Genomic DNA, 12331 nt, shown 5'->3' with positions numbered 1-12331 from the left:
ATTTCTGCGACCGCCGCAGGCGTTCATCATCGATTTCGAGTCAGCGTATTTATAAAACCGCACCGGGTTTTATATTCCGCTCTTACAATTCTCGTCCTCGGTTTCCATCGAATTCATATGGCCATGTGTGCGAGCGTCCCGGCCGTTCGTGCGCAGGCACTTTCGATGCGTCAATCGAGGGATTTCCGATGTCAGGCTTCATCTCTCTCATGGATGGACTTGCTCCATTGCAGCATGCGTTTTGGGTTGCGGTAGCGGTGGCCCTTCTTGGCGCGGCGGCGGTGGGAATAGCGCTCGCGGTACTTGCGCGCTTTCTGGAGCGTGGCAGCGGACAAGGCGATGCGCCGTCAAAACTCATCGATGCCGACGACCCCGAGTCGCCGCCGGTGATCCGCTTGATCGATCACGGCAGGACTCGTGGTCTTGCCGCGAGCGCTAGACACGGACCTTCACATTACTCGCCGAATGCACCATTGTTCTAGGATCACCCGATGTTCCGTTTCTCGCGACTCAAATCCGCGCTGATCATCGGCGTTTGTTTGCTCGGCATACTCCTAAGCGTACCCAACTTTCTTAGGCCCGGTACGCTGCCCGCATGGATGCCGCAACGTACTGTGAACCTCGGTCTCGATCTGCAGGGCGGGTCGTATCTTGTCCTTGAGGTCGACACCAAGACCGTCGTGAAAGAGCGGTTGCTCAGCATGCGCGCTGAGATCCGGCAGGCGTTGATAAAGGCGCATGTGCCGACCCAAGGTATCGCTGGCACGGATCAGGCCGTCAGAGTGACGCTCGCAAGCGAGAGTGATGCGGGTGCAGCTCAGAAAGCTCTCGCCGAAATCATAAATGAAAACAGCGGCGACGTTGGCAGTGCACGCTTGGTCGACCTGAAGGTCGACGGAAACCAACTCAACCTGCAACTCTCATCGGCAGGTGTCGCCGGGATGATTTCCAAGGCGACCGAGCAGTCGATATCGATCGTCCGCCGCAGGATCGATGAAGTCGGCGTCAACGAGCCTGTCGTTGCCCGCCAAGGACAAGATCGCATTCTCGTGGAATTGCCGGGCGTGTCCGATCCTGACCGTATCAAACGCCTGCTCGGGTCGACAGCGAAAATGACGTTCCATCTTGTGGCGCCAGAGGGCTCGCAAGTCGATTCCGAGACGGAATTGTTGCCGCGCGCTGAGAATGGCGGCGATGAAGGACGTGTCCTTGTCCGCCGGCACATCGAAGTCGACGGCGCGAATCTGACGAAAGCAAGCGCAGGGCAGGACTCGCGGACAGGCGAGTGGGTCGTGAATTTCGGGCTCGACGGTGTCGGTGCCAAGCGCTTTGCCGAGGTCAGCACGCACCATGTCGGCGAACCCTTTGCTATTGTGCTCGATGGAAAGGTGATCAGCGCACCTGTCATCCGCGAGCCTATTCTTGGTGGTCAGGGCCAGATCAGCGGCAACTTTTCGGCGCAGGGTGCGAACGATCTTTCTGTTTTGTTGCGGGCCGGCGCCCTGCCGGCTCCGCTGACCGCCGTCGAGGAACGGTCGGTAGGTCCAAGCCTTGGGGCCGAGTCGATCCGAGCCGGCCTCATGGCGGTTGGCGTCGGATTCTTTTTGGTGGTCGCCTTCGTCATCGCGATCTATGGGCGCTTTGGCATCTTCGCCGCGATCGCTCTGCTCGCCAATCTAATGTTGACCCTCGCGGGCTTGTCGCTGCTCGGAGCGACACTCACCCTACCGGGCATCGCTGGCATCTTGCTTGCCCTCGGCATGGCCGTAGACGCCAATATCCTTATCAACGAGCGGAGCAGGGAAGAGGCGCGAAAAGCCGGCGGCGTTGTTTCAGCGCTCGAGAGCGGATTCCGCCGAGCCTATCGCACGATCGTCGACGCGAATGCGACGACACTTATCAAGATGCTGATCCTATTTATATTCGGTGCGGGCGTCATACGCGGCTTCGCTCTGACGATCAGCATGGGCATCATTATCTCGATGTTCACAGCGATCGTTCTCGTCCGGTTGCTGACGTCCTACTGGCTGCAAAATATGCGCCCCAAGTCGCTGCAGATTGGCACGCGCTGGCATCTGTTGCCTGAAGGCACCAGCATCCCATTCATGAAAGCTCGCTACTCGGGTCTTGTCGTATCGGCTGTGCTTAGTCTGGCTTCGATTGGGCTTGTGTTTTATCCGGGCCTCAGAATGGGCGTTGAATTCTCAGGCGGCGTTGCCGTCGAGGCGCGTGCTCCGGCTCCTGTCGATCATTCCGAGTTGCGCGACAAGCTAAGTGCGCGGGGATTGGGCCCCGTCCAGGTTCGCGAGTTCGGCTCGCCTACCGACGTGCTCGTGCGGTTTGAACCTCCCAAAGGCGATACCGAGGCGCAGCAGGCTGGCATCGCGTCTATTCGAGAGAACATCCTCCAGGCGTTGCCGGGAGCCGAAATCCGGCGCGTCGACGTCGTGGGGCCTGCGATCGGCAGCGAACTGCTGCAGGATGGCCTCATGGCTTTAGGCCTCGCCGCGATCGCGATGTTCGTCTACATCGCCTTCAGGTTCGAGTGGCCTTTCGCCGTCGGCGCCATTGTGACGATGTTTCTGGATCTGACGAAGACGATCGGCTTTTTCGCCATTACCGGCTTCGAGTTCAATCTGACCTCGATCGCAGCGATTCTGACCATCATGGGGTTCTCGATCAACGACAAGATCGTCGTCTACGACCGCGTGCGAGAGAACCTCTCTCGCTTTAAAAGAATGCCGCTGCATCAGTTGATTGATCTCAGCATCAACGAAACCCTCACGCGGACCGTGGCGACGTCCATCGGTCTCTTCCTGGCTATAGCTCCCCTGGCATTGTTCGGGGGCCCCGCGCTGCATGAATTCGCAATTGTTCTATTATTTGGACTGCTTCTCGCGCTGAGTTCCTCGATTTTTATCGCTGCTCCGATCCTTCTCAATTTGGGGGAGAGGCGCTACGGCACGCAAAGGCCCGTTGAGGTCACTCTGGTCGGCACCAACGCTTCTGACAAGCGTCCAAGTCCTGATCGGACATTCGAAGTCCAAAAGCACGCTTCGCTACCTCGGAATCGAGGTCGATGACGCGACAGAGATCGCAGAAAAGATCGACTTCTGATCGCAGACGTAACAGGGCGGTAAGCGGACGTGGTCGGCAGTGGAACGGGGAACGGGGACCGCCGACCACGGGATGGTCACGGTCCCTCTTTCGAAGTCGCGCTATTCTACATTTGCGCCGAGCGACGCGGTCACGCCGGGAAGCAAAGCCAAGCGCCTAAGCAGGTTTTGGGTGTCGTCACTTTGCACGCCGTCTGCGAGGAGTGACACGTCGTTGTACCTGAGCCGTCTTCGCACTTCGTGTGGACCGGGCCTTTGCCGACGCGGCCCTGCCCATAGATGATGTTTGCAAGGCCGTGCGTCGAGAAGAGCACTGCGATATCGTGGGTCACAGCTTCGCCGACCGCTCCGACCTTGACGCAATCAGCCTGAGCCGTTGCCGAAAGTGCGCAGAAGGCCGCCGCGGCGGCTAAGCCTAGTTTCAAAGAACGCATTTGCCCCTCCGAAAAATGAGTCATCCCAGTCTGGAAACTAGTTGAGCGCGTGGTCCTGGACAACAGAATCGGCCTGCTGCAAGCCGGTTCTCCCGAAAGGAACCGGAAAGCGTGCCGCATTTGCCACCCATCCGGCGGCCCGTAGTGCCCGGCTCGGCTCATGCGGAATAGAACCTCATGCCTCCGGCTCCTACCCCCAGCCGATGTCGCCGGCCGTCTTGAACGTGTCACCTATCAGCTTGCAAAATCGATAGGTGTCAGGGCCAAAAACACAGCGTCCGCATCGGTCGTCGGGTAAGGCGAGCGTGCCAAGAGCAGATCGTTGAGCGTCGAGAAGCGGCGTAAACGTAATGTCCACTCGCAGCACCCTAGCAGACCTATCGCTTCCGTGACTAAAACGACCGTTCGCGTTTATTTCGACGTCCGATTTCTCGGCAAAGCTCACGTCGGTTTGTCCGCGCGAAAGTCCAAACAGACGTGCCCAAATGCACCGTTCCCGCGAAAAAGTTCGCGGTCGGTCAAATCGACTTTTCACTGGCAGATCCGCTTGGTGCGGACGGAGGGACTCGAACCCTCACGACGTTACCGTCTCAGGATTTTAAGTCCTGTGTGTCTACCGGTTCCACCACGTCCGCGCCGGTCGGACTTATGGCGATTTGGACGGCGGAGTGCAACAGGCCAGGATGCAAATCCTGCCCTGCCCGCGTATCAGATCGGGTCTGCGCCCGCTGCCGGTGACGACACGGGAGCCATATCGAATACGTGGCGAGCTTTCTTCATCAGAGAGAGAAGCTCGGCCGGCGATTCGACATCCAGCGAATGCGGATATTGCGGGTCCGAGCCAACGAGCTTGTCGGAGACGTTGCCGTCGGGATCGATGAAAAGCGTGCGCGGCACGTAGGTCCCGTCAGGCGAGAGGGCGCCATTGAGCTCCTTCTCGGTGTCCGCGTCTGCGAGGATCATGACGAAATCGCGCGAGGCGGCGACAACAGCGGGATCTTTGAAGACTTTCCGGAAGCGCTTGCAGAAAGAGCACCACGTCGCGTGGAAGACCATCAAAACGGGGCGGCGGGTTTTCGACGCTTCATAGATGCCCGAACGCGCGTCGCGCCAGTTGATCTCGGCGCCGTTCCAATCGCCCGCGTGGTTCGCCGTCCGTGCGAGGGCGGCAAAGGGGAGCACGGCCAACAACAGCACGGCGCAGACAAGTGGACGGATCATGCTTCGGAACTCCAACGCTTGTGCTCCGCTTTTCCTGCTTTTGCGGCCGCGAGACAAGACCGCCAAAATTAACATCAGGTAATCCGCCTCAGCGGCTGACGGGCTCACTCGGCGTAAACCGGTTCTCATAAGCTTGTAGATGTATCAAGGCCGTTTCGAGAAGCGGAGTCGCGACGTTCTGCGCTCGGCCTCGACGGACGATGTCGCCTACGATTTGTTCGGCTTCGATCCGGCCGCCACGTTCGATGTCGCGAAGCATGGACGCCGAAATCTTGGAGTTTGAGTCGCTCATCAAGGACTTCGTGAATTCGAGCATCGCCTGCTCCGGCGGATAGCCGTTCGCGGTGGCGATGGCCACACATTCGCTCACGATATTCGCCAGGAATTCGCGGCCATTTTCGGTGCGATTGATCTCGCCGACGGTCGCGCGCATCAGGCACGTGGACGATGCGAGCGCGGCTATGAAAAACCACTTGCCCCACATCGCGGCGATGACGTCGTCGGAGTAACGCGCATCGAAGCCTTTCGCGAGCACATCGTGGAGCTTTGCCGACGCGGTCTTTTGTTCGGCGAGTCTCGGCCCGAGGGTGACAGCCGCGAACGGCCCGAAGTGCTGGATCGTGCCGTCGTCAGTCAACGTGACGCTGATCTGGCACATGCCTCCGAGGACGCGTGGGGCACCGAATGCATCGTCGAGCGCTTCAAGATGCTTCAAGCCGTTGAGCAATGGCAAAACCAAAGTGTTTTCGCCGACTGCGGGCCGTATCGTTTCGATAGCATCGCTCAGGTCGTAAGCCTTCGAGCTTAGAATAACGGCGTCGTAAGGAGCGGAGATTTCCTCGCGCGTGATCGCCTTTACGGGCGTCGTCAAATTCCCCACGGGACTTTCGATCTTGATGCCATCGCGGATGAGCTGATCGCGGCGTTTCGGCCGAACGAGAAACGTCACATCGCCGCCGGCCTTCGCCAGCCGTCCGCCGAAATAGCCGCCGGTTGCCCCGGCACCGAGAAAGAGAATTCGCATGGAGGGAGGTCCGCTTTTGTTTCTGTCTAAACGGTAATGCGGGAAGGTTTCCCGCGATGATCACATCATTTCACGATTGGCAACGTTTCTCGCACGGGGAGTTGTTTGGCGGTGATGCGTAAAGCTCCCTATGTGGAGGATGACGCGGAGAGAGAGATCCGCAGCGAAACATAACGGAGTTTATATGATCCGCATAATTTCAGTTGGACTGGCAACAGCCTTCTTTGCGCTTCCGGCCGTTGCGGAAGAATCTTCTTCGATCGACGCTGGAAAAACAGCGGCATTCAGCGCTGAACTCGCCAACGCGGCCAATGCCGAGCAGGCGCGGCAGCAGCTGGCGCATCAGGGATATACGGAGATTTCGCCCCTTCACCGCGAGTCCGGCCGTTGGGTCGGCACAGCCACGAAAGATGGCAAAACAGTATTTGTAGCGGTCATAGAACCGCGCGCGGTGAACGCCGCGACGGAGTAATGTTTCTCCCGGGCTAACATCAAATCGGCGCCTCTCCGCCTAGCGGATGGGCGCCGATTTTCTATTCGCGCGACATATCAGTCGGCTTGATGCGAGGCCGACGACGTTAAGCCTTCTTCTCCGGCGCAGCGACGCGGATGGAGAGTTCGCGGAGCTGCTTTGGCGCGGCTTCGCTCGGTGCGCCCATCAGCAGATCGGCGGCCTGCTGGTTCATCGGGAAGAGCGCCACTTCGCGAACGGTCTTGCAGCCCGTCAGCAGCATGACGATGCGCTCGAGACCGGCAGCCATGCCGCCGTGCGGAGGCGCGCCATACTGGAAGGCACGGAAGAGGCCGCCGAAGCGCTGCTCGACGACTTCGGGTCCGAGGCCCGCGATGCCGAAGGCTTTGATCATGGCGTCCGGTCTGTGGTTACGAATGCCACCGGATGCGATCTCGTAGCCGTTGCAGACGATGTCGTACTGGTAGGCTTTGAGCTTCAGCTGCTCTTCGGTCGTCGTCGCCGCGTCGAGCGCCTCTCCGCCGCCTTGCGGCATGGAGAACGGGTTGTGCGAGAAGTCGATCTTCTTCTCTTCCTCGTTCCATTCGTAGAACGGGAAGTCGACGATCCAAGCGAGCGCGAACTGGTTCTCGTCGATGAGCTTCAGCTCTTGGCCGACGCGGTCGCGCGCCAATCCTGCGAACTTGTAGAAGTTGGCCGGGTTGCCCGCGACGAAGAATACGGCGTCGCCCTCTTTAAGGCCGAGCTGCGATTTGATTGCGGTCGCGCGTTCCGGTCCGATGTTTTTCGCGACCGGTCCAGCTCCGCCTTCTTCGCCTTCACGCCAGAAGATGTAGCCGAGGCCCGGCTGGCCTTCGCCTTGCGCCCATGAATTCATGCGGTCGCAAAAGGCGCGGCTGCCGCCCGTCGGCGCGGGGATGGCCCAGATGCGCGCCTTCGGATCCTTCTCGATCATGCCGGCGAAGACCTTGAAGCCCGAGCCACGGAAGTGCTCCGTGACGTCGGCCATCTCGATCGGGTTGCGCAGATCCGGCTTGTCGGAACCGTATTTCGCGATTGCCGTGTCGTAGGGAATGCGGGGCCAGTTCTTCGTCACCGGCTTGCCTTCAGCGAACTCTTCGAAGAGGCCCGTGATGACCGGCTCCATCGTCGCGAAGACGTCTTCCTGCTCGACGAAGCTCATCTCGACGTCGAGCTGGTAGAATTCGCCCGGCAAGCGATCGGCGCGCGGGTCTTCATCGCGGAAGCAGGGCGCGATCTGGAAATAGCGGTCGAAGCCCGAGACCATCAAGAGTTGCTTATACTGCTGAGGTGCCTGCGGGAGTGCGTAGAATTTCCCAGCGTGGATGCGGCTCGGCACCAGGAAGTCGCGTGCGCCTTCCGGGCTCGAGGCCGTCAGGATCGGCGTCGGGAATTCGTTGAAGCCTTCGTCGTGCATGCGGCGGCGCATCGAGCGCGTGATCTCGAGCCGCTTCATGATGATCGAATGCAGCGTCTCGCGGCGGAGATCGAGGAAGCGGTACTGTAGCCGCAGATCTTCCGGGTATTCGGGCTCGCCGAAGACCGGAACGGGCAGTTCCTTCGCAGCCGACAAAACTTCGATCTCGGTTGCGTAAAGCTCGATTTCGCCCGTCGGGAGATCGGAATTCGTCGTGCCTTCGGGCCGGTCGCGGACCTTGCCATCGATGCGGACGACCCATTCCGACCTGAGGGTCTCGGCCGTTTTGAAGGCGGGGCTGTCCGGGTCTGCGACAACCTGAGTCAGGCCATAGTGATCGCGCAAATCGATGAAGAGCACGCCGCCGTGGTCGCGGACGCGATGCACCCAGCCAGAAAGCCGCACGTGTGAACCGACGTCACTCTTTCGGAGGGCGCCGCATGTGTGCGAGCGATAACGATGCAGCTTAGCCTCGGCCATGGCCGGAAACCCTTTGATCGATGTGGGTGAAAATCGCCGCGGAAAAGCGCATGCGGCCGCGCGAAAGTCAAGGTTAGCACCCACCACGTTAATGGTCGAACGGGTCAGGGCCCGGTCCGGACCTTTGCCGGCGGCCGACCCGCTTCCCCGATCCCTTGCGAAAAAACGCCCTACCTCCCCAATCAAGCTGATGGCGACAATTTCCAGACCATGCGCTATAGGGCTGCCTTGATGCGAATGATCACGACCACGTCAGAACTGTCGGCCCTTTGCGAGGTGCTGGCAAAAAGTGAATATGTTGCAGTTGACACCGAATTTCTGCGCGAGCAGACGTTCTGGCCGCTGCTTTGCCTTATCCAGCTCGCTGGGCCGGAAGCCGAGGCTGTGGTCGACCCGCTCAGTCCGGGTCTCGATCTCGCGCCCTTCTACCAGCTGATGGCTGATACCGCGGTCGTCAAGGTGTTCCACGCGGCGCGGCAGGATATCGAGATCATCTTCCTGAAGTCGGGGATCGTGCCCACGCCCGTGTTCGATTCGCAGGTCGCGGCGATGGTCTGCGGCTATGGCGACAGCATCAGCTACGTGAACCTCGTCAAGAAGACGACCTCCGTCGATCTCGACAAAAGCTCGCGCTTTACCGATTGGAGCCGCCGGCCGCTTTCGGAAAAGCAGCTCGACTATGCGCTCGCCGACGTGACGCATCTCCGAGACGTCTACCAGCGCCTGAAGCAGACGCTGGAGAAGACCGGCCGTACGCCGTGGCTGCAGGAAGAGATGCACGTTCTCACGAGCCCCGCGACCTACGACGCGAAGCCGGAAAACGCCTGGCAGCGGCTCAAGCTTCGCGTGAAGGGACGGAAATCGCTGGCGGTCCTGATCGAGCTTGCGGCCTGGCGCGAGCGTCTGGCGCAATCGCTCGACGTGCCGCGCGGACGCGTCCTCAGGGATGATGCCTTGTACGACATCGCCAACCAGCTTCCGGCGAGCGCTGATTCGCTCGGCCAGCTTCGGACGCTTTCAGACGGCTTCGCCCGATCGCAGCGGGCCAAGGAAATCGTCGACGTCGTCAAGGCGGGTCTGGCGCGCGATCCCAAGACGTTGCCGAAAATCGAGCGCAACGAAGCGCTTTCGGCTGAAGCGAGCGCCACGCTCGAATTGCTGAAGGTGCTTTTGAAGGCTGCTGCAGCGGAGCATGGCGTCGCGCCCCGTATCATCGCGGACAGCGACGATCTCGAAGCGCTTGCAACGTCTGATGAAGCCGACATCCTGGCCCTCCAGGGCTGGCGGCGGACGCTCTTCGGCGATGCGGCTTTGAAGCTCAAGCGCGGCGAACTGGCCCTGACGCTCGTCGATGGCGAAGTTCGCGCGGTACCTGCCGCTAGATAGAAGTTTTATGTTGCGCTTGGGGACTCTCCTTCGGAGAGCAAGCCACCAATCGCAAGTTTCTTTATGGCGATTGCCGACTCATCTTCGGGGAACCGCACCAATCACCGTCATGCCGGCGGAGGCCGGCACCCAGGCAAGTCTCCACATAACGGGTGCAGATGCTTGGCTGGATCCCGGCCTGCGCCGGGATGACGTTAAATGGGTGGACGAACTACTTCCGGCCGGGGTCGTAGGCGTGTTTTTGGCGCCATTCGGAGAAGAAGTACGACAGGCTATCGTCGATCTCCTGCGGCAGTACGATCTTGACGGTTACCAGCTGATCGCCGTGCGCGCCGTTCTTGCCGCGAACGCCCTTGCCTTTGAGGCGGAACGTCTTTCCTGAACTGCTTCCCTTCGGAATATTGAGCTGCACCCGGCCCGTCGGTGTCGGGACTTCGACGCGGCCTCCGAGGACCGCTTCGTCGATCGTAATGGGCAGTTCGAGAAGAATATCGTCGCCGTCGCGCTTGAAGTCAGCGTGCGGACGCACCTTGATTTCGACCAGCGCGTCTCCCGCCTCGGAACCCGGGCCTCCGGGTGTGCCTTTGCCTTTCAGGCGCAGCGTCTGGCCGTCCATCACGCCTTCGGGCACTGTGAGGTCGAGCACGCCGCCATCGGGCAGTGTCACGCGCTTTTTGGCGCCTAGTACGGCCTCGAGAAAATCGACCTCGAGCGAATAGCGCAGATCCTGGCCACGGGGCGCGAAGCCCTGGCTTGCGCGGCGGCCGCCGCCGCCTGATCCAAAGACATCGGAAAAAATGTCGGAAAAGCTGAAATCCTCGAAGCCGCTTGCACCGGGGCGGCCTTCGAAGCCTCTTGCCGAGTATGGACCGCGCTGCGCTCCTGCCGCCCTATTCCACTGCGGGCGGCGTATGTCGCCCTTGGCGTCAATCTCGCCAGCGTCGTACTGGCGGCGTTTTTCGGGGTCGCTCAGGATATCGTTGGCGGCGGTTATTTTCTTGAAACGCTCGGCGGCGCCGGCATTGTTCGGGTTGACGTCGGGATGATTGGCTTTGGCCGCCTTACGAAATGCCGCACGAATCTCGTCCTCGGTGGCTCCCCGCGAGACGCCGAGAATTTCGTAAAGGTCTTCGGCCATGGAGGCTGTCTTCATCCCGGTAACTTTTGTAACAGACTATCAGAAATTGGTGCGTTGCAAGCGAGGCGTACTGCCTCTCAACGGGTAATTCGGATTTCCGGCCTTTTGCCGACCAAAGCCGCAAGCGTCTCGAATCGGCGGCGCAACCTCTCCCCGTCCAAGGCTGCGTAGGCTGCCGGAATCGTCAACACAAGGGTGCCGTCTTCATAACTAAGCGGCGTTTGGTCGATGACACCGGCCATTCCGATGGAAAGCATATGGGCAGCCCTGATCGCGGCGCCAACGATCCTCGCCCGGCGCTGGACCCGTTTGCTGACCAGGCTGCGCAGCCTGTCCGACAGATGCTGGCCGTTATCCTCCGATGTTTCATGGCGATGGAAAACGGAGAGGGCGAGGAAGATGCGGCCCTGATGATCGACCCCGCCGAGGCCGGCATGGGCGATCGTGTTGACGCTCTGCTCGCCGCGATAATCCGGATGAGCCCGCCAGCCGACGTCGGAAAGCAGACAGGCGGCGTGGCGGAGGCGGCGCTCGTCGGCTGTCTCCTCCTGAGCGGGATCCGCGAAGAGCTGATCGGTCCAGTCGCAAAGCTCGAAAGCGTGGGCGAGCGATCTCGACCGCAGGGCGGCGTAATCTTCGCAGAAACTAATCAGTGGATCGCGGGCCTGCTCCAGCGGCGGCAGGAGACTGTAGATCAGCCCTTCACGAATTCCGAAGACGGAGAATACGACCTGACGCGGCTCCATCAGGCGAAGCAGCCGTTCGAGAACGAGCGCGCCAAACGGCAGTACCTCGCGGCGTGCCCTGGCGACACCGGTGATGCCCGGGAGGTCGAGCGGCTTTTTGGCTTTGCGAAATTGCTCGCATAGGTCGAGCGCTTCGCGAGTCATCAGGCGGTAGCCCTGCATCACGCGCAACGGATAATCGACGCGATCCATTTGCATCTTGGCGAGCGAACGCCATGTACCGCCGACCGCGTAGAATGTGCGGCCGGCGCCGTTTCTTATCCACGGCAGGCTCGCCAGCGCGTTATCGATGACATCAATCGCGCGCTCGATTTTGTTGCCGGTCGTATCGATGAGCCGCAAACCGCCGAGAGGAAGCGTGGCAGCTTCCTTCAACTTATACTGTTCCAGATCGATCAGCTCGAGGCTGCCGCCACCGAGATCGCCCGCGACGCCGTCAGCGTCGACGAAGCCCATCCAGATACCCTGTGCGGCGAGGCGCGCTTCCTTCTCGCCGGATAGAACCTCGATCTTGGCGCCGATGGCCAGCTCGCCCTTTTCGATGAAGTCCCGGCCGTTTTGCGCGTCGCGAACGGCTGCCGTGGCGATGACCTTGAGATTTTTGACGCTGAGAATCTGCGCGATCACGCGGAAGCGCGCGAGCGCCGACAGGGTGCGCTCCACAGCTTCGCTGCCGAGGCTGCCAGTGGTCGCGACCGAGCGGCCAAGGCCGCACAGAATCTTTTCGTTGAATACGGGAGTGGGCGCGCGAACCGCGCCTTCATAGACGACGAGACGCACGGAGTTCGAACCGATATCGACAACGCCGATAGGTTCCATTTCCGCGGTACGCTCGTTTGCGCCCGAGAGTTCTTTCCACCGTGTCAAGATTGGACT

General features: G+C 60.5%; 10 protein-coding genes and 1 tRNA gene. 4 read left to right on the top strand and 7 right to left on the bottom strand.

What is annotated here, in order from left to right:
- Positions 1–188: 188 nt before the first annotated feature.
- Positions 189–482 carry a hypothetical protein gene (locus G359_RS04110; RefSeq protein WP_045835104.1) on the top strand — a complete coding sequence of 98 codons (294 nt, stop codon included), beginning with the start codon at positions 189–191 and terminating at the stop codon, positions 480–482.
- Between the two features lie 9 nt (positions 483–491).
- A complete protein-coding gene (secD, locus tag G359_RS04105; RefSeq protein WP_082072789.1) occupies positions 492–3083 on the top strand; it encodes a protein translocase subunit SecD in 2592 nt (863 codons plus the stop codon).
- A 164-nt stretch (positions 3084–3247) separates the two neighbouring features.
- On the opposite strand, the gene G359_RS04100 is transcribed toward secD, so the two are convergent.
- The 4 genes from G359_RS04100 to panE form a co-directional block, all read right to left on the bottom strand.
- Entirely contained in the window at positions 3248–3550 is a 303-nt protein-coding gene (locus G359_RS04100) for a hypothetical protein (protein WP_045835103.1), read from the bottom strand.
- Positions 3551–4098: 548 nt separating this feature from the next.
- Positions 4099–4185, bottom strand: a tRNA-Leu gene (locus tag G359_RS04095).
- Between the two features lie 73 nt (positions 4186–4258).
- Positions 4259–4771: a thioredoxin family protein gene (locus G359_RS04090; protein ID WP_045837619.1), complete on the bottom strand. Its 513-nt coding sequence runs from the start codon at positions 4769–4771 to the stop codon at positions 4259–4261.
- 88 nt (positions 4772–4859) lie between these two features.
- Positions 4860–5795: a 2-dehydropantoate 2-reductase gene (panE, locus tag G359_RS04085; RefSeq protein WP_045835102.1), complete on the bottom strand. Its 936-nt coding sequence runs from the start codon at positions 5793–5795 to the stop codon at positions 4860–4862.
- Positions 5796–5979: 184 nt separating this feature from the next.
- On the opposite strand from panE, the gene G359_RS04080 reads away from it, so the two are divergent.
- The gene (locus G359_RS04080) at positions 5980–6267 is read left to right on the top strand and encodes a hypothetical protein (RefSeq protein WP_045835101.1); all 288 of its coding nucleotides are present in this window, start codon (positions 5980–5982) and stop codon (positions 6265–6267) included.
- Positions 6268–6373: 106 nt separating this feature from the next.
- Here G359_RS04080 and aspS read toward each other — a convergent pair whose 3' ends face one another.
- A complete protein-coding gene (aspS, locus tag G359_RS04075; protein WP_045837618.1) occupies positions 6374–8170 on the bottom strand; it encodes an aspartate--tRNA ligase in 1797 nt (598 codons plus the stop codon).
- Between the two features lie 246 nt (positions 8171–8416).
- On the opposite strand from aspS, the gene rnd reads away from it, so the two are divergent.
- A complete protein-coding gene (rnd, locus tag G359_RS04070; protein ID WP_082072788.1) occupies positions 8417–9571 on the top strand; it encodes a ribonuclease D in 1155 nt (384 codons plus the stop codon).
- Positions 9572–9782: 211 nt separating this feature from the next.
- Here the strand turns inward: rnd and G359_RS04065 are convergent, their stop codons facing one another.
- Together G359_RS04065 and G359_RS04060 are read right to left on the bottom strand one after the other, a co-directional pair.
- Positions 9783–10709, bottom strand: coding sequence for a DnaJ C-terminal domain-containing protein (locus tag G359_RS04065; protein WP_045837617.1), 927 nt, complete (start codon positions 10707–10709; stop codon positions 9783–9785).
- Between the two features lie 77 nt (positions 10710–10786).
- Complete coding sequence (locus tag G359_RS04060) at positions 10787–12322, bottom strand: Ppx/GppA family phosphatase (RefSeq protein WP_045835099.1); 1536 nt, start codon at positions 12320–12322, stop codon at positions 10787–10789.
- Positions 12323–12331: the final 9 nt, after the last annotated feature.

It is taken from the genome of Hyphomicrobium sp. 99, from assembly GCF_000384335.2.
Lineage (GTDB): Bacteria > Pseudomonadota > Alphaproteobacteria > Rhizobiales > Hyphomicrobiaceae > Hyphomicrobium_B.
The sequence above is the reverse complement of the archived record's forward strand: the minus strand, read 5'-3'. Positions and strand labels throughout refer to the sequence as shown.

Coding starts and splice junctions, on each gene's coding strand:
- G359_RS04110 (WP_045835104.1), top strand. CDS start 189: ATGTCAGGCTTCATCTCTCTCATGGATGGACTTGCTCCATTGCAGCAT.
- secD (WP_082072789.1), top strand. CDS start 492: ATGTTCCGTTTCTCGCGACTCAAATCCGCGCTGATCATCGGCGTTTGT.
- G359_RS04100 (WP_045835103.1), bottom strand. CDS start 3,550: ATGCGTTCTTTGAAACTAGGCTTAGCCGCCGCGGCGGCCTTCTGCGCA.
- G359_RS04090 (WP_045837619.1), bottom strand. CDS start 4,771: ATGATCCGTCCACTTGTCTGCGCCGTGCTGTTGTTGGCCGTGCTCCCC.
- panE (WP_045835102.1), bottom strand. CDS start 5,795: ATGCGAATTCTCTTTCTCGGTGCCGGGGCAACCGGCGGCTATTTCGGC.
- G359_RS04080 (WP_045835101.1), top strand. CDS start 5,980: ATGATCCGCATAATTTCAGTTGGACTGGCAACAGCCTTCTTTGCGCTT.
- rnd (WP_082072788.1), top strand. CDS start 8,417: ATGCGAATGATCACGACCACGTCAGAACTGTCGGCCCTTTGCGAGGTG.
- G359_RS04065 (WP_045837617.1), bottom strand. CDS start 10,709: ATGGCCGAAGACCTTTACGAAATTCTCGGCGTCTCGCGGGGAGCCACC.